This is a genomic window from Bradyrhizobium sp. WSM1253 (genome assembly GCF_000244935.1).
Lineage (GTDB): Bacteria > Pseudomonadota > Alphaproteobacteria > Rhizobiales > Xanthobacteraceae > Bradyrhizobium > Bradyrhizobium canariense.
Window position 1 is genome coordinate 328,216 of sequence record NZ_JH600072.1, and the last position, 21,814, is coordinate 350,029.

20 protein-coding genes and 2 pseudogenes are annotated in these 21,814 nt (G+C 61.0%); 6 read left to right on the top strand and 16 right to left on the bottom strand.

What is annotated here, in order from left to right:
- Positions 1 to 324: 324 nt before the first annotated feature.
- The 14 genes from BRA1253DRAFT_RS01435 to BRA1253DRAFT_RS01500 form a co-directional block, all read right to left on the bottom strand.
- Entirely contained in the window at positions 325 to 1,497 is a 1,173-nt protein-coding gene (locus BRA1253DRAFT_RS01435) for an LPD7 domain-containing protein (protein WP_009859417.1), read from the bottom strand.
- Positions 1,481 to 3,427: a type IV secretory system conjugative DNA transfer family protein gene (locus BRA1253DRAFT_RS01440; protein ID WP_009859418.1), complete on the bottom strand. Its 1,947-nt coding sequence runs from the start codon at positions 3,425 to 3,427 to the stop codon at positions 1,481 to 1,483. The genes BRA1253DRAFT_RS01435 and BRA1253DRAFT_RS01440 overlap by 17 nt, the downstream gene beginning before the upstream one ends.
- Positions 3,393 to 4,424: a P-type DNA transfer ATPase VirB11 gene (gene virB11 / locus BRA1253DRAFT_RS01445; RefSeq protein WP_009859419.1), complete on the bottom strand. Its 1,032-nt coding sequence runs from the start codon at positions 4,422 to 4,424 to the stop codon at positions 3,393 to 3,395. The genes BRA1253DRAFT_RS01440 and virB11 overlap by 35 nt, the downstream gene beginning before the upstream one ends.
- A complete protein-coding gene (gene virB10, locus BRA1253DRAFT_RS01450; protein ID WP_009859420.1) occupies positions 4,421 to 5,563 on the bottom strand; it encodes a type IV secretion system protein VirB10 in 1,143 nt (380 codons plus the stop codon). Before virB10 ends, virB11 begins: the two co-directional genes overlap by 4 nt.
- 11 nt (positions 5,564 to 5,574) lie before the next feature.
- The gene (gene virB9, locus BRA1253DRAFT_RS01455; RefSeq protein WP_009859421.1) at positions 5,575 to 6,426 is read right to left on the bottom strand and encodes a P-type conjugative transfer protein VirB9; all 852 of its coding nucleotides are present in this window, start codon (positions 6,424 to 6,426) and stop codon (positions 5,575 to 5,577) included.
- Positions 6,423 to 7,094, bottom strand: coding sequence for a virB8 family protein (locus BRA1253DRAFT_RS01460; RefSeq protein ID WP_009859422.1), 672 nt, complete (start codon positions 7,092 to 7,094; stop codon positions 6,423 to 6,425). Before BRA1253DRAFT_RS01460 ends, virB9 begins: the two co-directional genes overlap by 4 nt.
- A 350-nt stretch (positions 7,095 to 7,444) precedes the next feature.
- The gene (locus tag BRA1253DRAFT_RS01465; RefSeq protein ID WP_009859424.1) at positions 7,445 to 8,431 is read right to left on the bottom strand and encodes a type IV secretion system protein; all 987 of its coding nucleotides are present in this window, start codon (positions 8,429 to 8,431) and stop codon (positions 7,445 to 7,447) included.
- Between the two features lie 11 nt (positions 8,432 to 8,442).
- Positions 8,443 to 8,688 carry an EexN family lipoprotein gene (locus BRA1253DRAFT_RS01470; RefSeq protein ID WP_009859425.1) on the bottom strand — a complete coding sequence of 82 codons (246 nt, stop codon included), beginning with the start codon at positions 8,686 to 8,688 and terminating at the stop codon, positions 8,443 to 8,445.
- On the bottom strand, positions 8,685 to 9,407 hold the full coding sequence (locus BRA1253DRAFT_RS01475) for a type IV secretion system protein (protein WP_009859426.1): 723 nt from the start codon (positions 9,405 to 9,407) through the stop codon (positions 8,685 to 8,687). The genes BRA1253DRAFT_RS01470 and BRA1253DRAFT_RS01475 overlap by 4 nt, the downstream gene beginning before the upstream one ends.
- The gene (locus tag BRA1253DRAFT_RS01480; protein WP_009859427.1) at positions 9,404 to 11,770 is read right to left on the bottom strand and encodes a VirB4 family type IV secretion/conjugal transfer ATPase; all 2,367 of its coding nucleotides are present in this window, start codon (positions 11,768 to 11,770) and stop codon (positions 9,404 to 9,406) included. The genes BRA1253DRAFT_RS01475 and BRA1253DRAFT_RS01480 overlap by 4 nt, the downstream gene beginning before the upstream one ends.
- Positions 11,763 to 12,101 carry a type IV secretion system protein VirB3 gene (locus BRA1253DRAFT_RS01485; protein WP_009859428.1) on the bottom strand — a complete coding sequence of 113 codons (339 nt, stop codon included), beginning with the start codon at positions 12,099 to 12,101 and terminating at the stop codon, positions 11,763 to 11,765. Before BRA1253DRAFT_RS01485 ends, BRA1253DRAFT_RS01480 begins: the two co-directional genes overlap by 8 nt.
- A complete protein-coding gene (locus tag BRA1253DRAFT_RS01490; protein WP_009859429.1) occupies positions 12,101 to 12,397 on the bottom strand; it encodes a TrbC/VirB2 family protein in 297 nt (98 codons plus the stop codon). The genes BRA1253DRAFT_RS01485 and BRA1253DRAFT_RS01490 overlap by 1 nt, the downstream gene beginning before the upstream one ends.
- A gap of 78 nt (positions 12,398 to 12,475) precedes the next feature.
- Positions 12,476 to 13,045 carry a hypothetical protein gene (locus tag BRA1253DRAFT_RS01495; protein ID WP_009859430.1) on the bottom strand — a complete coding sequence of 190 codons (570 nt, stop codon included), beginning with the start codon at positions 13,043 to 13,045 and terminating at the stop codon, positions 12,476 to 12,478.
- 39 nt (positions 13,046 to 13,084) lie between these two features.
- Positions 13,085 to 13,720 (bottom strand): acyl-homoserine-lactone synthase, encoded by a 636-nt coding sequence (locus tag BRA1253DRAFT_RS01500; protein WP_009859431.1) that lies wholly within the window; start codon positions 13,718 to 13,720, stop codon positions 13,085 to 13,087.
- A 425-nt stretch (positions 13,721 to 14,145) separates the two neighbouring features.
- On the opposite strand from BRA1253DRAFT_RS01500, the gene BRA1253DRAFT_RS01505 reads away from it, so the two are divergent.
- Entirely contained in the window at positions 14,146 to 14,877 is a 732-nt protein-coding gene (locus BRA1253DRAFT_RS01505) for an autoinducer binding domain-containing protein (RefSeq protein WP_009859432.1), read from the top strand.
- Positions 14,878 to 14,957: 80 nt separating this feature from the next.
- Here the strand turns inward: BRA1253DRAFT_RS01505 and BRA1253DRAFT_RS01510 are convergent, their stop codons facing one another.
- Complete coding sequence (locus tag BRA1253DRAFT_RS01510; RefSeq protein ID WP_009859433.1) at positions 14,958 to 15,215, bottom strand: WGR domain-containing protein; 258 nt, start codon at positions 15,213 to 15,215, stop codon at positions 14,958 to 14,960.
- A 695-nt stretch (positions 15,216 to 15,910) separates the two neighbouring features.
- Here BRA1253DRAFT_RS01510 and BRA1253DRAFT_RS01515 point away from each other — a divergent pair.
- The 4 genes and pseudogenes from BRA1253DRAFT_RS01515 (at position 15,911) to BRA1253DRAFT_RS01530 (ending at position 20,400) form a co-directional block, all read left to right on the top strand.
- Positions 15,911 to 16,096, top strand: a complete 186-nt coding sequence (locus BRA1253DRAFT_RS01515; RefSeq protein ID WP_009859434.1) for a hypothetical protein — start codon at positions 15,911 to 15,913, stop codon at positions 16,094 to 16,096.
- 197 nt (positions 16,097 to 16,293) lie between these two features.
- Positions 16,294 to 17,178: a DUF3991 and toprim domain-containing protein gene (locus BRA1253DRAFT_RS01520; protein ID WP_009859435.1), complete on the top strand. Its 885-nt coding sequence runs from the start codon at positions 16,294 to 16,296 to the stop codon at positions 17,176 to 17,178.
- A gap of 328 nt (positions 17,179 to 17,506) precedes the next feature.
- Positions 17,507 to 18,113, top strand: a pseudogene (locus BRA1253DRAFT_RS01525) (DUF1419 domain-containing protein).
- A gap of 685 nt (positions 18,114 to 18,798) precedes the next feature.
- The gene (locus tag BRA1253DRAFT_RS01530; protein ID WP_009859436.1) at positions 18,799 to 20,400 is read left to right on the top strand and encodes a recombinase family protein; all 1,602 of its coding nucleotides are present in this window, start codon (positions 18,799 to 18,801) and stop codon (positions 20,398 to 20,400) included.
- 225 nt (positions 20,401 to 20,625) lie between these two features.
- Here the strand turns inward: BRA1253DRAFT_RS01530 and BRA1253DRAFT_RS01535 are convergent, their stop codons facing one another.
- Positions 20,626 to 21,105 carry a serine hydrolase gene (locus BRA1253DRAFT_RS01535; protein WP_245285839.1) on the bottom strand — a complete coding sequence of 160 codons (480 nt, stop codon included), beginning with the start codon at positions 21,103 to 21,105 and terminating at the stop codon, positions 20,626 to 20,628.
- Between the two features lie 223 nt (positions 21,106 to 21,328).
- On the opposite strand from BRA1253DRAFT_RS01535, the pseudogene BRA1253DRAFT_RS44210 reads away from it, so the two are divergent.
- Positions 21,329 to 21,814: pseudogene (locus BRA1253DRAFT_RS44210) on the top strand (IS21 family transposase); the annotation flags it as partial.

Genomic DNA, 21,814 nt, shown 5'->3' on the forward strand with positions numbered 1-21,814 from the left:
CGCCAGGATCACATAAACTACGTCGGTCGCTCGGAGCCGTCGTCAATTCCGCCGACGCACACACCTGCAATAAGTTGCGCCGAGTGAGCTCAAATGCCGTCGGAGAATTGTCGCACTACTTGACCATAAACTAGACCTTGTGGCCAAGAGCGCGAGACGCGATGCCGATCCTATCGTGCGCCCCGTGCTGATCGATGCGACCTTCGCAGGAATTCTCTGTCACATCAAGGTATCTGTCGTCATGATTAAGCGGCTACGGGCGCGATTGCTGGAGCACTATAACGAAGGATGCAGAGCAGTTCGAAGAGGGCTTGAACCCTCCGTTCAGCGCTCTCGCTCTTGCAGTCTGACATGTTCACTCTTGTGGGTTTGATAATCCCCGTGCTTGTCACGGCCCAGTTTTTCACCGCGAACGGGTTCCATTACCGTCGCGCGCCTGAACGAATGCCCCTTCTCGAGGTGTTGGGCGATGCGCTCCTTTGCGGCTGCAATGATGCTCTCACGTGCACGCTCGTCCTTTGGGAACGCGCGTGCTAGCAGCTTCTCGATGATGGCGACTTGCGACCGTGCCGCGACCAGATCGGGATCCCGGGCGGCCGTAGGTCGGTCGGTTACGCGAAATTTCTCCGCGGTCATACGCCAGCGGTTTCGCGGCACCTGCCGCCTTTCCGTTCGCGCACCTCCGGCTGCATCGATGACCTTGATAGTTTTGAGGACGCGCTCGACGCCCTCCCGGCGCAGTTGGATTTGGTCGCCGGGCCCTGCCTTGCTGTCGGCGATCGCCTTTTCCAGACCCACGCCCCACACTTTATGCCGCTGGCCGTTGTCGAGCTCGATGGCCACGTAGGCCGTTGTCTCGGCGTTGTTCCGATTGCCGTAGGGTGCCTGGCCGAAGTCGATCAAACGCCCCGAAATGCCTTTGTCGTAGTCGAGCCTTGCCGTGGGCGCGTCCTTGTCAACATTTGAACGAGTCTCGACCTCACGCGTGCGAGGGTATGTTCGATTCCGGACTTCTCTTCGGTCGGCCAGCGCCTGCCGATCGAGATCGGTCGGCTGATACCCCTGAACTTCGATTCCGCGCGCACCAGCCTCAAGCCAGCCCTCGCGTCGGAATTCCGCGGAGCCGCGGACGTGAAGTGCCTCCCATTGGCGATGTTGTGCCACGCTGACCATGTCCTGGATTACTTCCGCTGCGGCCAGCCGGGTGACCAGTCGATCTTCCTTGATTTTGAAGGCCAGATACTCGCCACGTTCGTCGGCATAGAAACGCGTTTCCCCGCTATGCCGGTCTCTTCCGGTCTCATTTAAAATGACGTAATATTTGCGACTGATACGCTCGGGAAGCGCATTGTCATCAACTATCGCGGCGGACGACCTGGCAGCCGACTTTGACTTCGCTTGCGCCTGGTCGCCCGGTTCGTTTCTTCCCGGATCGCGCCCTGTGCGATCTTGCCGTTCAAGGCTGAAGTCCTCGCCGTTGTCACGCTTGTCGTTCATGCTGCTGCCCGTTCTGTTTGCGGCCGGACCGTCGCGCCGGCGGAATGGCCTGGGCGTCGATGTAGTTCAGGGTCCAGGCCTTTAACGCTTCCTCGGAGAGCCCTTCGAGGTCCACGTCCACGTCGCCAAAGTCGAAACTGGCGCCGGCAGGAATGGTGGAGGGGTCGGCCACCTCCTCGTCGGTCATCGGTCGCGAGCGAAAGACCGCACGCAGTTCAGCGACCTCGGAGCGAAGCTCCTTGAGTTCTGCATCCAGCAGCGCATTCGAGCGACCCTTGGGCATCTCAGGAGCAGGCGGCGGCAGTAGACGCCGCAGGAAGGCCTTGTCGTCGTAATAGACGATCTTATCGGCGATGACGGGCTGGAGCCCGGAGCAAAGGATAAAGGCCTTGGATTTCGGCAAGAGTTTCAACTCTTGCGGCAACATCAAGGCACGACGGTGCTCGGAGACTGTCTCGCTGGTGGAGCGCATCGCAAGCCCTTTTGGCCCGCTCCGACTGCGCGCTTTCACCGTGTCATAGCCGATGCGCTCGGAAAGCTCATTCGCGACGTCCTGCTCCTTCGGGGCGAAGACGACCTCGACGGCATGGTTGGTCATGAAGTTGCGGGCGGCGTCCACGCCGTAAATTGCGCGAAGCTGAGCCGGACTTTGGACCACCGTGAGAAGGCGGATGCCGTATCCGGCAATGAAGGCGACCGATTTCGCAAGCACATTGACATTGCCGAGCGCCGGAAACTCATCGAGTAACAGCAGCACCTTGCGATCGAGTTTGGGATTCTGCTCCGGCAGTTCGCGGGTGTTAAGATCGACCACCTGCTGGAAAAACAGATTGAGAAGCGGCGCCATACGGTCGAGATTGTCTGGCGTGACCCCGAGATAGATCGACATCGGCCGTCGCCGCAGCTCCCGCAAATCGAAATCGTTGGTCGAGGTCGCGGCATCGATGCGAGGGTTGAGCCAGAGACCAAGCCGCGCCGTCACGGTCTTGCGCACCGAGTTCATGGTGTTTTCGGAAGCGGCGAGGAAGTCGTTTAATGCCGTTATGCAATGCCGCGACAGTTGCGAAGGGCCTGACTTGCGAGCGGAGATGATTTTCTCGAAATGAGACTTGAGGTCGCTTGCTGCCGAGAGCTGGTGCAGGATCTCGCCAATCGTCAAGGGCAGGCCAGGCGTTTCCGCGACATAACCGCCAATCGCCACAAAGGCCGAACGTGCCGCCTCGAACCAGAATGGGTCGCCCCGGCTTTCTGCCGGAAACAGCATCACCGCGATGCGCTGCAGATCGTCATAGAGATCGGCGGGATCGCTGCGGACATAGCCCAGCGGGTTGTAGCGTGCGGTCCGACCGTTCTCGTCAAGCGGGTCAAACAGATGGACCTCTTGCCCGTGGGCTGCGCGAAATCCCGCCGAGCGATCCCAGTTCTCCTTTTTCACATCCAGCACGACAACTGAATCCGGCCAATTGAGCAGGTTCGGAATGACATAGCCGACGCCCTTGCCCGCCCGAGTTGGGGCGTAGACCAGGACATGCTCCGATCCGCCAAAGCAGAGCAGTTTGGCGTCCTTGCGGCCGAGCAGCACGCCCTCCTTGGATCGCAGGCCGGCGGCCTTGATCTCGCGCTCCGAGGCGAAACGGGCGCTGCCATGAAGCGGCAGAGATCGCTGCCGGAGGATAGCGCCGAGCAGGCCAAAGACGACGATCACCCCGGCTAGAGTTGAGAGCGTCAGCCAGCGGTCAAAGCGTGGGTCAGTACCGTACCGGGGCCAGCCGGTGGCGATTTCGGACCAATGGATGCCTCCGTCGTGATGCCTGAGCCCGAGCAGCAGAATATTTGAGCCGACCAGCAGAAACAGCCCGATGGCGCCGACCGCAAGCGCAGTACCGAGCGCGAACCTAGTGGGCGTGGTCGCGTTTGCGAACGGGGTCATAATAGATTTCCGAGATGCGATAGCGGCCGTCGCGCTTCTGCATCTGGACGACGACGTCGACCAGAAGCAGCAGCAGCGAGCGGATATCGTCGCGATGAAGGTCGCGGCCTTCCGCGCTTTCCTTCACCAACAGGGTCAGTTGCTCGAAGGCGAGCGGGGCGCTGTCGGCGTGGACCGTTGTGATGGACCCTGGATGTCCGGAGTTCACGTTCCTCAAATAGAAGAACGCCGTCCCATCCCGAAGCTCCTGCAGCAGGATCCGATCTGGCCGCATCCGCAAGCACGACTCGAGCAGTTCGCGCGGTCCAATCTTGGCGACGCCCTGCCCGTCCTTGGCATAGAGCAGCCGCACGTAATTCTGATGAGGGATGACCAGCTCGGCGGTATCCTCAATCGTGATGAGCCGCTCGTGCGGCGGGATCGCCGCGATCAGCGCCTTCGACAGGGTGGTCTTGCCGGAACCGGTTGCGCCAGAAATGAGAATGTTGCGGCGAGCTCTCACGGCCAGCTCGAGGAACTCGCGCCATGCGCCGGCTTCCTTTAGGGCAAGTAAGCGATGCTCGTCAGGGCTGAGCTCATGACCGGTCACACGGATCTCGTCGAACAGCTTTGCCTGCTCGAAGGCGTCAAGCGTCATGGTCAGGGTCGAGGGCTTGCGGATCGTCAGACTTATCGTCCCGGCCGGCACAGCCGGCGGGACCACGATCTGACAGCGCTCCTCGCCGATCAGGGTCGTCGACACCACTGGATGCTCCGGACCGATGTCCTGGCGGGTGTGACCGGCGGCGGCAGTCGCCAGATGCGACAGATAAGCGTGCGTCAACGCCGGCGCGTCATGCCGGGTCCAACCGCCGGGCCCTTCGACGAGGATCTCGCCAGGGCGGTTGACGACGATTTCGGTCAGGCTCTTGTCCGCCAGGTATGGCGCCAGCGGCTCGAGATAGCGCTCCAGGACAAGGCGGCCACCATCGCGTTCAAGCGATGCCACGTGGCTCATTTCGTCACCAGAGCCGGGGCCACGATGCCACCAGGGATGGTGCGGTCGAGAATCTGGGTCCGGGTCTCAATTCGCCGAAGTTGATAGACCGAGGAGAAATCGACGTCGCGTGCGACAAAGATATTGACGAGTTCGCCCTGGTTCTTGTTCAGCGTCGGCGGGATGTTGATCGACTGCTCGACAGCGATAGCGGAGGCCGTATTGGTGGCCCCCGCGGTGTTGTTGATTTGGATGGAGCCGTCCTGCATCTGCTGACGGCCGATCGATGAGGCATCGCTGACGATCGAGAGCAGGAGCGCCGAGCCAAACCGCTCAAAGAAGTGGGTGTCAATGTCACCGTCGAAGCCGGCGCGGCCCAGCGCATCGGTGGCCGGCGAGGCCAGTGCTACAATCACGCCGGTCGGCGTCTTGGCGCGCGTCCATAGCACGAACAGGCGTTTTGAACCGCGCCGCACATTGCCGCGATACTCGCCAACCACCTGCGTGCCTTTCTCCATGAGCACCACGTTGCCGGAATCCGACATCACGTCCCGTATGACGACGCAGGAGACGAAGCCGGCCACGTCTGACGACATCGCAGTTTCTAGTACGCACGGAATTGAAGTGCCCTGGGTGACGAGCAGATTGCGGTTGGGAAGCCGCGCGGCGCGCACGCCCTCGATCGGAGTGGGCTTCAGCCTGTCGGCAAGATCGTTGCGCGGCTCGCTCCGTCCAAACTCATAGGGTTCGGTCAGGACGCTTCCGGTGGCGCTATCGCGGGCGGGGCGCCCGGAAGAAATCGGCCGATTATAAGCGAGTACCGGCGCCCGCCGCGCGCTCTCTAGGAGCTGGTCGGACGGAGGTGCCGGTGCCGCTGGGGCGGCTGCGACCGGTATCGCTATCGAGGCTGTGGTGATCGGCGCCGACGGCTGTTCCGGGGCGGGTTCGAAGGCCGCCGCCGGCCGGATCATCAGCTTGCGAGCGGAGTCGCTCACCGGCTTATCGCTCTTCCAGGTGCTCCAGATAATCAGAAAGGCAAAGGCGGTCAGCGCCAGCGCGCCGAAGCCGCGCTTGAGCATCGCCGTTCGACCATTGTCCCCTCCTCCCACGGGGGTAATGCCGCGGTCGCCGGCAATCGTCTCGTCATCATGCTCGGTCATGTCGCGCCCGCCTATCGTGACTTCAGGGTTGGAGGTGATTTCTTCGCCCGCCGCTCAATCGAGGGGCTGGTGGTATTGGTACCCGGGTTGATTCCCACCGCGTCGAACGCCTCGTTGAAAATGCAGAGCACGTTCTCGCCCTTGCGCAGCCGAAACTCCCGCGCCGTGGCATGAACGACCACGAGCTCGCCGCGGACATCCTTGGGCACCAGGCTTTCCGAGCCGTCTGAGTTGATCAGGTAGATCGCTGGAACTTCGCGGTTGCCGGCGAAGCGGAACGTGGTCTCCTTGCCGTCGTCGAACACGGCTTCCGGCTCGAGGTCGATCGAGCCCTGGGCCGAAAACCGCCAGTTGCGCGCCCCATAGGCATGATGCAGATCAAAGGTCTGCTCGATCAGTGCCCCTTCCCGCTCGGCGCCGCGCGCGGCAGCTTCCATGCGCCGGCGCTCGATCTCGTCACCGGGATAGGCGAAGCGCACAACGAAATAACTGTCCGCCAGCGTGGTCTCGGCGATCGACAGTTCGAACTGGTAAGAGCGCTTGCGGCCGTCAGGACGGGTGGTCACGACCTGCAGATTGGTCGGCGGATGCTTTTCGCGCGGCTTGAGGAACAGGATCGAGCCAGCGGGTGCGACCTCCCATGCGACGGAGTCGCCGATCGCGACGTGCGCGACCTCCTCGTCATCGGCAAACAAAATCTGGGTTGAAGCCCGGATGACACCATTGACCCGCACAACGTTGGCCGGATCGTAAGTGACCGTGCGCACGCGAGCGTCGCGTTGACCAGGCGCGGGCTGCTGCAGTGCCAGCACCGGCCCCGCGAATCCCAGCGCAAAGGACATCAAAAGGAGGAAACGTTTCATGGCACGACCTCCGGATCGGCGCGATATTCCGAGACCAGGAAGCCGAGGGGATTGATGAGACGGTCGGCGGAGGACATGGGCGCACTGGCATAGGAGAACGTCAGGGTCGAGACCCAATGGGTGATGCGGGTTTCCTCGCCTTTGCGGCTCTCCTTCATGAACCGCACAGAGGCGACATTGTCGGCCAGGAGCGAAATCGCCTTGATGCGTACGGTGGCGACGCCGAAGCGGCCTTGAACGACCTGCGGGCTTTCGGGATTGGACCCGCGGTACCATGCCGCGAAACGAGCTTGCTCGCCTGCGCCGGACAGCAAGGAAATGGTTCGAAAGTTGGTTTCAGCCTCCGGATAACTGTAGCCCTCGCGTGCACGCACGTAGCGGCCGAGAAAATACTTGGTGACGGCCTCGTCGTAGCGCGCCGGCGTCGATTTGAGCGCGGAGACCGTATCAACGATGCCGGTGGCATTATCGACCCGGACGACGAACGGCTCGACTGTTTTGAGTGGCGCAAGGGCTGCCACCGCACCGACCGAGGCAGCCGCCAATACGCAGGCACCCGCGGCAATCACCCACGCCGTTCGGCGCGAACGATGGGCCGACAGCAACAGATCCTGTTCCCACCGGCGCGCGTTGTCGAAATAGGTCTTCAGATCATCCTGCCGGACCATCTCACGCCTCCTTGCCGCAGGCGCGGTAAGAGGCTGCAATGTCCAACCGAGAGCTCGAATTGGCGGTATGGCTGGATGGCGCGGACGGGCTGGCGTTGCCTTTGCGGATGATGGGTGCTGGCCCGGACGGCGGAATTGGCGCCTCGGGCGCCGCAAGCGGCGTGCCGTTCTCCCAATCCCAAAGTGAACGATTGAGTGGGCGGCGCGTCAGACCGTCACAGGACGGCGGCCCCTTTGACCAGTTCGCGCAGGCCCCAAGCTGCCATGCGATAACGCAAATGATGAATAGTCGACGCCACATCGTTCTGATGCCCCTGTCTTTCTTGTCGCCTGATGCCGGCGATCCTTGCTTACGCTGTCGTAGTGTCCTGGGGTCGGATCCGCCGCATACTGCCGCCCTGCCGGCTGGCTCTGACTGCAGCAAGACCCCGGCTTGCCGACCAGCGTGCGCCGGCATAAGCGCCGCCGGCTGCGGCCGTGGCATTGGCAATCAGGGGACTTGTGACCAGCCGGCTTGCGAGCGATGCCCCACCCCCGGCAAGACCGCCTGCGATGATCGGCAGTTGCAGCGCGATGTATGCGGACAGGCCGAGCACCGCGCTGATCGCGACGGCCGCCACCACCATCTCGCCGGCTGTCCCCGCGCTGGCTGCGAACCTGTCGATAAAGCCACTTACAGTTGTTAGCATCAGCCCGACCAGCGCGACCACCAGCACCAAAAGGATGACGAAATTCGCGACCTGCCGAAGCCAGGCCTCCGTAAACGGTCGTGTGGCCTCAAATAGCCCGAGCGCAATGAAGATCGGTCCGAGAGCGATAACGATACCGAGTCCGACCTTCGCATAGAGCAGGATGGCAAACTGCAAGAAGGAAGCAACCGCCACGAAGACCAGGAGAATGGCGGCAATCAGCGCCGGCGCGATGTTGGTCAGACCGGCCTGTTTGTAGATTCTATTGGCGACATCGATTCCCTTGATCAAAAGCTGATCGAATGGAACCCCGGAATTGGTGTTCAGTCCCGAGCCCGCTAAGGCGTTGCCGATTTCCTTTGGCAAGGAGTCAAAGAACAGCCCCGTGACGTATTGCTGGAACGCGCTAGAATTGGTCGCGAGCAGAACCACGACCACGATCCGCATCGCCCGCCAGGCGAACTCCATGATCGGCTCGGAAATCGCGCCGCGCATCACGGCAAAACCGTAGAGGATCACGTAGAGCATCACGGCGACGCGCAGCGGACCATCGATGTACGAGGCGAGATTCGACACCGAGGTGGACACGAATGCTGTAATCGGTTGCTCGAATTCCTTCAGGAAAGTGTCAAAGACGTTTATGGCCATCGCGGCGGTCCTTACTTCAGGGCGTCTTCCATCTCTTGGATGGTAATTTTGTTTCGAGCCTCATTGGCATTGATGCAGTTCGGCGTGCTCGCGAAGTCTCCCGGATTGTCGCCGCACACATTTAGCGCGATCGCAAGCTCGTCCCGATGGTCGAGATACCAGCCGACCGATTTTGTCTGCTGACTCTTGTCGGTCTCCTTGCAGCCCACAAGAGCTGCGGCGGCTCCGATCAGGATGATGGATGTCTTCAATTTCATTGCAGCGCCGCCTTCATCTCATCAATCAGTTGTTCTTGCTTTTCACGCTCCCGCTGCCCGTCCATGTCCGTGCGGGCCTGCTGGATCATCGCGAGGCCCTGCATCCGGAGCACATCGTTCTGGAGCAGCGCCTGTTCGGCCTGCAGCCGGGCTGACAAATCTAGGGTCTCCTTGACGTCTGTCGCCGTGCTGATGCGAGTTCTGAGTTCCTCGAGCGCATCGATACGCTGCGAGGCAGTGTCGTAGATTGCCTGGCCCATGGAGTGCTTGGCGCCGGTCTGCCGCGCGATCCGGTCGAGCTCGCTCTGGTAATACGAATTGCCGCTATTGCCGGCATATGCGCGGTTCTGCGTCAGGTAGTGGTCGATCGCGTCGGCGAAGTTGCCGCCGCCCTGCCCCACGACGAGACGTTCGATCTCTGAGAACTGTTGGGGCAGCGTTTTCCGGAACTGCGGTGTGTTCAAGAGCGCCCCGATCTCGTTGGCGTTGGTCAGCTTGTTGAAGCTGTCATAGAGCTGCTTGGCCTGGTTCAATTGATCCTGCGCCACCTTGAGCTGCGACGTCAGGGTATCGACCTGCTTCTTCAGCTCCGTCAGTTGCTCGAATTGCCGCGCGAAGACGTTGGGGTCGAACACAATCTCGGCTGCTGCCGGAGACGCGATCAGGAGGGCTGCGACTGACGCGGAGGCAAACATCCCCGACATGCGCTGAACCATCATCGAACTTTCCTCCGCTCCGCGTGAAATACCGGCAGCCATTGCGCCGGATCGTCGCCGACACGCCTCCGAATGCGATCGAGCAGTTCGACCGTTTCCGTCCGTCCCGACAACACGGCGAGAGCGTCGTCGAAACCGTTGAGATCAAGTTCCGCCACCACCGAGTTGTGGCCCTGCTTGACTAGGAACCGGCGGCTTTCGGGCGCGAGCTCCTCCTTGATCAGGCGGAATTCAGTGTCGGTCAGATGGAAGCCGTCGACATAGTCCGAACGCGTTCCCCGCGCATTCGGCAGGAAGATCTGCGTCGGGCATTGCTCGACAATGGTGTGCGCGATCGGGGAGGCCAGCGCGTCGCGCGGCGACTGCGTGCCGAACACCATGACGCCATTCTGCTTGCGGATGGTTTTGAGCTTGTTGTTGGCGAGATCCCGAAATGCCTCATCGCCGAGCGCCTTCCAGAACTCGTCGATGTCGATGATCAGACGCCGCCCGTCAATCAGCCGCTCGACCCGATGGAAGAGATACATCATCAGCGGCGTGCGAACGGTCGGATGATCCAGGAGGTCGGTCATGTCGAACCCGATGAACCGGGCCTCTAAACCGATGGCATCCTGCTCGCCATCGAGCACCCAGCCGAAAGGCGCGCCCCGGCACCATCGCTCCAATCGGGCACCAATGCCTTCCCGATCCTGCTGGCCGAGGAAGGCCCGCAGCGTCCCGAACGAGCGTTCCGCCTGCCGCAGTTGGCCAAGAGCTCTTAACCCGGAATCGATCCGTTCCTCCTCGGTCACCGTCAGCGGCCGGTTTTCCGGTGTGACGAGTTTCCGGACAAGTGCGCCGAGGAAAGACAGGTTCGCTGGCGTCAGCTCCAGCGCCTTGAGCGGCGCGCAGCCGGTTGCAATGCCGTTGTGGAGCGTCAGATACGTCCCGCCCGCGGCGCGGACGAAGAGTTCTGCGCCACGGTCCTTGTCGAAGAAGACGTAAGTGGCGCCAAGCCGCTCGGCCTGCGACAGCAGGAAGTTCTGCACGACGGTCTTGCCGGACCCGGACGGGCCGCAGATGAAGGTGTTGCCGAGATCGCCGTGATGGAACGAGAAGTAGAACGGCGAGCCGGAGGCTGTTTTGAGCATCGCAACTGCCGGACCCCAATGGTTGCCGGCAGCCCTCCCCGTCGGATAGGTGTGGAACGGGGAGAACGCCGCGAAGTTACGTGAGCTGATCGCTCCAGTTCGGGCCCGATATTTGAACAGCCCGGGGAGCTGGGCCCAATAAGCCGCTTCAAGTCCAAGATCTTCGCGCGCGACCACGCTACCGGCATCGGCCAGTGCGCGTCGCGCTACGCTCATGTGCTCCTGTAGCTCCGAAGGCGTTTCCGCATAGATCAGAAGCGAGAGGTGATGATCGCCGAGCGCAAATCTGTTGGATTCGAGATCGTCGAGCGCGTCAGCGAGTTCGTCGATCTGCGAGGCCGCCGGATCCTGAGCCGACACCAGCTGGTTCTGCTTGCGCGTCAGGACCGTCTTGGCGTCGGCCTTGGACAAAAACGCGAAGGATTGCGTGAGGATGGTCTCGAAGGGCGCGGAAAGCAGCGCGTTCAACAGCCCAGGTCTGGTGGACGCCGGATATTCCTTGATCCCGAACATGCCAGCGAAGCGCGATCCGCCGGCACCCCGGATTTCGATGGCTTCGCGGCCGAAGATGACACGGTTCGAATAGAGCGCGGGGCCGATCGGTCCTTGCGGCAAAGCGACCGGCAGCCACTCCCCACTTGTGATGGCGTGGAGCAGTTCCATCGGTTCTGAAAACACAACACCGTTGTGCTCGACTAATCCCATGGTCTGGGCACCGTAACGCTCCAGGGCCGCGACCATGTCGCGCCTGGCATCCTCGAGCCGCTTCAACGCGTCGCTGCCGACCTCGACCATGTGTGCAACGCTTCGGCCAAGCTGCTTGAAGAACGCTGCGGCCACGTCCGTGGTGGCACGGCCGGGATGCCAGACCAGTGTCAGATAGAGATCATTACGAAAGAGCGCTTCGTGACGAAGCCGATCGCGATATTGCGCGTCAAGCGCGGCTGCAAATGTCGATCGGAATGTACCGGCCGGATAATCGGACGTGCGGCGGCGCACCAGATGGGTCCATAACGCCAGCCGTGGATCCGCAACGTTGCGTAACGTGAGGTTCAGCTTGGCGTGAAGGTCGTTCAGATCCGCCGTTTCGGCGGTTTCGAACGAAGTTCCGTCAAGCCTGATCACCGTGAGCAGCGCTCGTGTCGTGAGACTGATCACCGTATCCGTGACATGCCGGCCGAACGGCAGGTAGACGTCAGGCCCGATCTCTCTGGTCTTGAGCGCTGCGTTACGCATATCCAAGGTCTCTTGTTCGATATCGCCGAACGAGCTTGAGCGGCGTGCAGGACGATCCACCCCAAAATGACGTGTTGCGCGTGCGCCCTCGCGTTTCGATCCAGGCCAGCAGAATCCTGAACATGTTGGGGTCGTGCCGGCAGATGATGCGGCAAAGCCCATGGATGGGAATCGCGACCAAACCGTAGAGAATGCTGCCAGCTACTAGAAACAGGATGCAGGAAAACATCACGTTGAGCGCCATAGCCTCCATCGTCACGCCGGCGACCATGGCCGGACGCGTGCAGGCCAGGAACAAGGTGTCCTCCGTGAGACGCGCGGACTCGGTCATCAATGACCCCCGGTCAAGGTCGAGACCACCTCGGAGGCGCCGAACGTGATGGCGACTCCGAGCACGACATAGGCAGCCTTGCGCAGATCGAGATAGCCGAACATCCAGGCGATGCCGACGATAATGACCGCTAGCGTCGCCAGCAGGCGGGCGACGTTGCCGGTCAGCATGTTGACGATGTTTTGCAGCACGCCTTCGATGTTCGCCGTCTGCGCGAACGCCGGCTCAACCAAGGCGACGCTGAGAACGGCGCCCAAGCAAAGGAGGGCAGCGGAGTGTTTAACAGGAGAAGTCATGGCACGGCTCCGATTGGCACTGCAGCCGGACCCCAGCAGCCCGGACCGCGGCAGTGAGTTGAGAAAAAACGGCGATCCTCATCGTTCGTAAACAAAGGCTGACGTGCCTATTCCCGAGCGATAGACGTCCCAGGGCCGGCGCTCGCTGGCAGACCCTGCGGGTGGATTGACTATCGTATCGCCGGTGGGGCGATCACGACCGGTGGTCGCCATCGGCTCGACACGAGGCTCCGAGAGCTGACCGGAAGCCTTGGGCGCGAAGCTCGCGATGACTTCGGCAATTGCCTGGTCGCGGTCTGCGCGTTTTACGCTCGCCGCTTGCAGTCGCGCGTCGAACAATCTGCCAAGCCCGGCAATGTGCTGACACGCATCGAAGGTGGTACTAGCGGTCAGCCCGGCCTTTCGTGTTTCCTCCGCATCAAGTTGACCGAGACCCGTTCGGACCTGCTGACCGGTCGCGATGGCCTCGGTTGCGAGCTGGATGGCTTCGTCCCGGTCGGTTGCCTGAATCGGAATCGGCTTGCGCCCCTGAATCGTGATGAGCAGCGGCTCGAAGGAGCTCGCCTGCCGGACGAGTTCCGTCAGCGGCCGAGCCATTGCCGTGGGGGCGCATCGTTCGACCAGAGCCGCGAATGCAGCTGGATCCATGGTTGAGAGCCTTTCTCTCAGCAGCTGAGATGTTCGATGCTAGGCGGCGATCGCCAGGCTTGATGGCGCGTCAATTGCGCAGCTTGAGATCTGCCCGGCCGCTCGGATCGCGCCGAGAGCCTCCTCGGTAATCGGCAACAATCCGGCGACGGCTTTGGTCGCCCCGATTTGACGAGGCGTGCCGAGGCGATCGAGATGCCATCCGGCCCGACGCAGGATGCGTTCCATGCGCAGATCAGTGACGGTTGCGATGGCCTGAAGATTGTGCTGCTGACCCCATTCGATCATGGCCGCAAGCAACAGGAACGTCGCTTTGCGCAGACCATTCTCTGCTGTTGCCGCGACGGTCTTTGTATCAACGCAAAAGCGCGAGCTCTCCCAAATCGTGGTCGCCTTCGGCGCCGGGTTGCCATCCAGCAACACCGGGAACGTATCCGCGAGCATGTTGCGCCCTGTGGTGGGCAGCAGACGAACACAACCAATAACGTCGTTCTGCTCGAGTGCGAGGAGATAAGTTGGCTTGAAGGTGTCGTACTGATCGATCTCCAATCCGTTGCAGACAGAGACGTCCCAGTCGAGCCGTTCCTTGAACACACGCCCACGCAGGCGGTGCATTCCTAGCGTTAGTTCGGAGTCGCGCATGAGTGCCGCACGGCTACGCACAATGACCTTCATTCTTAACCTCAAACTTACGAATCACAGCTTCGAGATCAGGAAAGCAGCCACGGTCACGGCGTTGCGCTGTCAGTTCTGACAGGGCGCTATGGATCTGCTGGGTCACGAACCGTGTTCGCAAGGCACGGTTATCCGCGCGCGCACTTTGGAAACTGTATAAGTTCCGCGATGCGCGGATCTAATAGCGCAGAGAAGGAAATTCCTTAGCCTCTACCAAGAGGAGAAAATGTTTTGTTTAGAGTGGCTGCAGTCAGAGGTTGTTCTCCTCCGTCGTATGTGCGCGTTGCTGCTGTAGGTTTGACAGGGCAATATCGAGTTGTTCGTGCCGCAAAGCTGCCGCAACGTCGCAATAAATGCCGGCACGTAGAGCGCGAATCATCAAAATATTCGCGTTGTGGGAACTAAGAAAAGACTGAAGTGGCGCAATGAAAGACGTCAAAAGAGCATGCGATGAATTTGTCGATTGTCTGCACGCTGCCCATACGGAAGATGATTTTCGGCGTGTTGCGGAACGAGCTGCGCATGCCCTGGGATTCCGGTGGTTTGCCTATTTTGGTCAGCGCGCCAATGGCCCCATTCTGATCTCATCCTATCCGAAGAGCTGGACCAGCCACTATTTTCGCGAAGGCTATCACAACATCGATCCCGTTCTTCAGGAGCCGCGAAACACGAGCCGTGTGTTCCTGTGGGATGGACGTGAGGCGCGAAGCGCAAAGTCGGCGAAAGAGCGCCGCCTGTTCGATGATGCGCTCAGCTTCAAGATCAGGACCGGCCTGACCATTCGCATTCCCTCAAGCCAAAACCGGTTCGCGGCGTTCACGCTGGCGGTGGATGAGCGCAGCCTTGACCTCGATCGCTTCGTCGAGAGCTCGCAAGATATGTTGCAAATGGTGGGGCTCACCTACCATGCCCATGTGAGCGCTGCCGGAATTGGACGGACGCCTCGGTATGCTCAGCAGGTCTGCACCTTGACCCAGCGTGAAAGGCAATGCTTGGGGTGGATCTCCGAGGGCAAGACGATGCAGGATATTGCCCAGCTCCTCGGTGTTCGCCCGCGGGGTGTAAAATTTCATTTGGATAATGCCCGGCGGAATCTTGCTGCATTAACCCTCCCGCACGCTGTGGCTCTCGCGCTTCGGCAGGGATTGCTCCCGTAATGCGCAAAACAGCTGTCCGGTTTGCAAGGAGTTGCGAAGATCGACGGTTCAATTGGGGTAGGAGTACTGGGCGGTCGCACTCAGGGCGCGGGATTCTTTGGTACATACCCACGGCGTGATTTGCGGACGAGCCAAGCCTCGAGCGCTTCGACGGCCTGGACCCTCTCGGCAAACAGATCGATCCGCCGGCGGCCACGGTGGCCCAGACGTCCCCATTCGCGCACCAACGCCGTATCACCGAACAGAGTCGGTTCAATCGTGAGGACATAGAACCTGGCCATATTGCGGGCCGGATCGCAACGTTGGAGCGCGAGGTATGGCACCGTGAGTTCGGACATGCGCAAGAATCGCACCTGTCGAAAACGTCGTCCAATTAAGTTATCGAATCGATCAGGCTCATCGATTCAGAATGTTAATACCGGTGATGAAAGCCATTGAGGGTGCTCAACGAGCGGTCTCCGAAACTACAGGGTGTTGTGCGCCTCTGACTGCAAACAAAGTGGGCGTCGCCCTGCGGGCCGGCCTGGAGGCTGCGCTGAAGCCCCGCGAGCGGGTCTTCCCCCTTACGGGCTGCCATCCCTGACGCGAAACGGCCCGAGTCCCCGAATAAGGCAGCTGCTGAGTCATCGGAAGCTCCCGCGTATTCGCGTCGGACCTCAACCCCCTAAATGCAAGCGATGCCTATGGTCTCGAGGACATCGAAGCCCAATTCGCGGAGTAATCGCCTGGCGGGCAAATCGACTGTCGCTCCGGACAAAAGACGGCGGCTGTTCTCGCAGTCAATCAGACCGATACTGCATCCGCGGGCGAACGATGTGCGTTTCGGCTCACATGCTTCCGGTGAAGGACCAACTCCGCTCTCGATCGGGCTTCCTTGGTTCTGGTGCGGCCTTCTACGATCAACCCGCAAGGGGTTCGCTACGCAAGCGTGCGACCTCTTCGGCTTCGCCTCTCGAGGTGACCGCGACCGCCCCCGAACACGTCGGCGCCTGTCGAGCGGGGATGGTCCCCGCCGCAAGACGGGAGCCTTTCAATGTCGCACAATCTCACCCTCGCTCAGAACCACGCCTTCGATCTTGCCCGCACGCTGGTGGTGCCGGTCATCCTTTTCCAGCCTGAGAGGGAATTCGGTGTGATGGTCTCCAGCGAATACGACGGGAATCAGGATGCGATCGTCCATGAATACGACCCCTGGTGCCCGGCTCATCGAGCCGGGTGACCGGCTGCCGCTGGCGCCTTGCCGGCTGCAAGGGAAGCTTCGCCGCGCCCACCTAGCTGACAAATTCGACAGCTTGTCCGCGCGCCCTTGCCTCCGGCAGGCTTCGCGGCCGGTCGGGGGGACGTGCCGCAAGGCTAGGAACAAGTGAGACCAACAGAAGAGGGCCGGACGTCGCCTGCGCGACCTGGTGCAGATAAATGGACAAGCAAGAAATTGAAGAGCTGCGTAAAAAGGGTGGTTGCGCAGCCCTGCTCGAGAAAGACGGCTGGAAGGTCGACGTCAAGGAAAGCACCCGGCGAGCGATCAAGTATCGCCGCGACACCAACATCATCATCGTCATCCACCAGGGCCGCGGCTGGTTCGATCCATTGTCGCCGGCGAAAGGGGACGTGTTTTCGCTAGCCGAACACCTCGGTGCTGGTGGTTTTGTCGAGGCGTGCGGCCGTGTAGCGGATGTGGTTGGCTTCGTTCCTGCGGCACCAGCGTGGCAGCGCCCGGCAAGGGCCAAGGCCCTTGCGTCGATTGTAGAGCGGTGGGGATATCGTGTCACGCTGCGGCCCGGCTCGCCAGCTTGGCGCTATCTTACCGGCGAGCGCGGACTGCCGGCGGACATCGTGAAGCAGACGGTCGCTAGCGACCTGTTGAGAGAGGGCCCCCTAGGCAGCATGTGGGCGGCGCACAGCAATTCTGCTGGAGCGCTCACAGGTTGGGAGGAGCGTGGACCGTCGTGGCGGGGCTTCGCCACGGACGGCAGCAAGGAGCTCTTTCGCTTCGGGTCGGAGGGGGCCGAGCGGATCTGTATCACCAAGGCCGCCATAGATGCGATGAGCCTCGCCGCAATCGAGGTCCTGCGGCCTGACACCCTTTATGTCAGCACTGGCGGCGGTTGGTCGCCCGCGACCGATGACGCCATCCGCGGCTTGGCCAAGCGCGCCAACGCTTGGCTCGTGGCAGCAACCGACAACAATCGGCAAGGCGACATATACGCCGACCGTGTCAGTACCATCGCCGCAGATGCAAGTGCCCGGTATGCCCGTTTGCGGCCGCGCGCCGGCGACTGGAATGAGGATTTGAGCGCCTGACGTCTAACTGATGCGGCTCGCCAGGGTGACGCGCCGGCTGCGTGGGGGCCGCGCCAAGGCCTTCAAATGAGTGGGGTCTCTGACGCCCTGGCGTTGAGCGAAGGAAGAGGGGATCGAACAATGAAGGTGGGAAGATGAAATGGGAATGCAGCGCTGCCGCATGCCCGGCCGGCGCGTCAAGGGTGAAGCTTCGCCCGCGTTCCGCGGCCCTTGACCCGCCGGACCTTCGATTCGGCCGGCGGGGGAGGTGTGATGAAGGACTGAAGTGACGAAGGGATCAGGCGGATCGCTCGCGCTGTCAGTCCGGCCAGGCCAAGAGGAGCCGCCCATGCACACCTCCCCCAGCATCCGCAAAGTCTTCGAAGGCGTTGCGACACGCCATGAGATGCACCGCTTGTTCAACCGCCATCGTGGTGACCCCGCGATGGCCGAAGGTGAAGGCCAGCATCTCTTCGCCGGCGAGTGGTTTGAGATCAACGAGCGGGAGCACGACTACATGCTCGAGATCCTGCCCCCGCTGTTCATGCGCGCCGACATGTTCGCGATGCGCGAAATTCATGACGGGCAGCATCACCAGCATCTTCTTCACGCTTGCCATCGACGGAAAGCGGCGCTGGTTCCATGGCTATTGCGATCTTTCAGATCGGCTGTCGCCGGAGCGGATGAAGGCGGCGATCATCGAGCGCGAGTCACGGCCCATGCGCGCGATGACGCGCGACGAGCGGCTCGATCACATCTGGTCGAGCACACATGACGATTATCGCGGCTATGCTGGCGAGCGCTGGCCGCAGGCCATGCGCGGCCGCCGCACTGTACTCGTCTATGCCGGCCAGAGCGGCACGGTCCTGAAGCTCCTCGACGACCTCACCGAGGCAGAGATCGCGGCCAAGCTGCCGGTGCAGTTCCGCCATCTGCCGGAGACGGCCGCGGCCTAGCCCGACCTTACCTGCCCGCCCCGCGGCAGCCCGGCCTCGCGCCGGGCGTCGCATTTCAGCACCCGGCCCGGGCGGGCCCACTCATCAACTCTCGCAACTCCGTGCCGTCCGTCGCAGGGAGCGCTGCGGCTTTCTGTAGCGCTGCCGAAGGGAAGGTTTTTTGGTCTAGGTCGGCTCCGGGCCGATATTGTTGCAAAAGTCGATTTTCGCCGATGACCAAAATTCTGCGGGCCGTGCGCGCGACTTTCGCGTACAAGATGCGAGGGACCTCATGGCCTCACGCAAAATTCACAGGCGACTTCGGTAACGCGATTGAGGTCATACGAATCAGCGATCACTCGCTGCTTAGTGTTTTCGCGAAAAATCTTGAGCCCTGCAACTTTCGACTTTTGCAACACAATCGGCCATAAGCGGCCTTTCGGCAGCCCGGCTGCTTACTTCCGTTTGAGTATCGGGAGCGGACATCACCCGCGCTGGTCGGGAGGTCCGAGATGGGCCACAAGCGGTCCTCGACCGGCTGCGCGTCGTGGGTCAGCTAAAGGGGCAGAAGCGGAAGACCTGATCATACGTCAGTTCAGCTGCCCGACTATATGTCGAGCATCCTCCGTTGTGTCGACCGTTCCTGCTATCATGGCTTCGGTGGGAGAAGGCTTCGCGAGACATCCGCTTATGCAGGAGGACTCTCATGGGGAACGCTCTTGTGGTCCGCAAGGACCGACTGCCTCAATCTCAAAAGATGCAACGGGCAGCACAGTATGTCCGCATGTCAACAGACTATCAGCAATACTCTATCGAGAATCAGGCGGCGGCGATCGCAACCTATGCCCAACTTCACCAGCTAACCATTGTTCGCACTTACCGCGATGAGGGCCGGAGCGGGTTGAAGATTAAAAACAGGCAAGGCCTTACCGAGCTCCTCACCGACGTTCGGTCCGGTCGTGTGGACTTCGGACATCTCCTCGTATTTGACGTCAGTCGTTGGGGGCGCTTCCAGGACGTCGATGAGAGTGCGCACTACGAGTTCATCTGTCGTGAGGCAGGCGTGAAAGTTGCGTATTGTGCTGAGCAGTTTGACAATGACAACAGTCTGCTTTCCAGCATCATAAAAAACATCAAAAGGGTTATGGCAGCCGAGTTCAGCCGCGAGCTTTCTGGCAAGGTTCACGCAGCAGCCATGCGTCTCGCGAGACTGGGCTTCAAAATGGGAGGGCCAGCGCCGTTCGGGCTAGAGCGACACGTTTTGGGCAACGGACACAGGCCCGGAGGAAGTTTGCAGGCTGGCGAACGAAAGTACTTGTCCACGGATCGAGTAAAGCTGGCACCTGGAGCGAAGGAGCAGGTCGAAGTCGTCAGGTGGATCTTCCGCGAGTACCTTCGGGGCGCGACTCAAAGAGCGATTGCACGCGAGCTTAACGAGCGCGGAGTTCCCTCCATCGAAGGGCATTCTTGGAGTCGAAGCGGCATAAGCAACCTTCTACGGCAAGAGGCCTACATCGGCACTGCCATCTACAATCGAGGCACAAAGAAGCTTGGCTCCAAGAGAAAGCAGAATCCAAAAGAACTCTGGATCAGAAGCGAAGGCGCTTTTGAATCAATAATCGACAGTGATGTGTTCGTACGCACGAGAAAGGCCTTAGAGGAGCGTTGTGTCCGCATACCGGAAGATGAGATGCTTCTACGTCTTCGAAAAGTCCTAATGAAAAAAGGCAAACTCAGCGCGGACATCATCAAGGAGACCCCCGGGCTCCCATCTATAGCCACCTATCTCAAACACTTTGGCACAGTGCGAGATCTTTACCGGCTGATCGGCTATACTGGAAAACAAGGTTACTGGGACAAGCTCGATGCATACAAGCGTTGGGTCAATTTTCAGCTTGGAAACGCTGCGCGGCTTAAAGAGACATTCGAAAGATCGGGCATGAGCGCCAGCATTGATGCGTCTAATGTGTGCTTGCGCATTGAAGATACCGTGAGCATTTGCTTCCAAATAGCTAGGTGGCGGATGCATGTCGGCAGGCCGATTCGATGGACGATAGCCCGCCGGGCGCGACGGCCCAAGGGGTGGGTTGTCGCTGCTAGATTGGGTGAGAAGAACGCGGCGATCCTCGACTACGTCCTGATGCCGTCAACCTCACTGTCGTTTGAGGGCCAACTGTTTTGGTTTTCCGAGCGCTCGCGTGCATCTCAAAGAATTGAGCGCTTTGGCACTTTTGAAGAACTATCTCGGGTTCTCCTCAGAAGGGTCAGTAATACACTCGTCCCACCTCGCACTAAACGCGCAAAGTGAGGAAGTGAGCCTGTTTGCACTGCCGGTGGATGTCCGCTCCGGGTCAAAGGCGATCCTCCGCCGGCTGCGCGCGGGAGGTCAGCTAGGGGCCACAAGCGGTCCTCGACGGGCTGCGCGAGGCAAGTCAGCTAGGGCGCCAGAAGCAGACCTCGCAGCTCATTCGGCTTTTCTATTCCGACGTCGAGAGCGGAGTGGACCTCTCTTCCCCTGGGAGAAAAGGTGGCGTCACCCGAACTGCGCGACCACGGCCGACCACAGACGCCAGATTTCGGGGGACTTTTCATCGACGGCGGTCTGCACCATGACCAGCTTCGAGGGCGGATCAACGAGGATGCGCTGCCCGAGGTGCCCCAAGAGCGCGAATTGCCGTCTGCTGCCGGGAAACAGGTAGACCTGATAGCCGTACCCGAACCCTCCCTCGGCTTTTGCCAGATACGTCTCGGAGGCAAGCACCGTGGTCGCATCAATCACCCACTGTGCAGGTATTATCTGTTTGCCTTCCCACGCTCCGTCGTGGGCCAGCAAACGGGCGAGCCGCGCGTAATCGCGCAGTACCGCATTGAAGAACCCGTGCGCTACCTCACGGCCTTCCGCATCAATTAGCCATTTGGCATCCGCTTCCGTGCCGATCGGCTGCCAAACTTTTTCCTGGAGATAGCCGCACATTGATTGACCGGTCGCGTAATGCAGCACGAGACCAAGCACGTCCGTCTCGATACTGGCGTGCGGAATCCGAGGCAAAGCGGCCACCGATTCCGACGGAAGGCGGCCAGCGATTCCGATCGAAAGCGGCCACCCAATCCGAACGAAGGCGGCCACCCTGTTGATAGGGTGAGACGGGGGGCGTTGTCGGCAATCTGAACGGGGCAAGGTCCCTCCTTTTGCGGTTCACGCAATGGGAGGTCCGATGCCCGCCGAGAGATTGCCGATGCGGAAGATTCGAGAAGTTCTACGCCTGAAGTATGCCTGTGGGGTGAGCGATCGGGTGATCTCCCGATCGGTCGGGATCGGTCGCACGGCGATCGCGGAGTATGTCCGCCGCGCCGCGGTGATCGGCATCACCTGGCCGATACCGGAGGAGCTCGACGACACAGCACTGGAGCGCAAGCTGTTTGCGCCAGCCGGCTACAACCCGCCGCGATCGAAGCCGCTTCCGGATTGGGGGCATGTCCATGCCGAGTTGCGCCGCCGCAGCGTAACGCTGGCGCTGCTGTGGGAGGAATACCGCGGCCATCATCCCGACGGCTACGGCTACAGCCGGTTCTGCGACCTCTACGTCGAATGGCGCCACGGCATCACGGCGACCATGCGGCAGACCCACGCGGCCGGCGAAAAGCTGTTCGTGGACTTCGCCGGCGATACCGTGCCGGTGTTCGACGGGCTTACCGGGGAGGTGCGCGCCGCCAAGATCTTC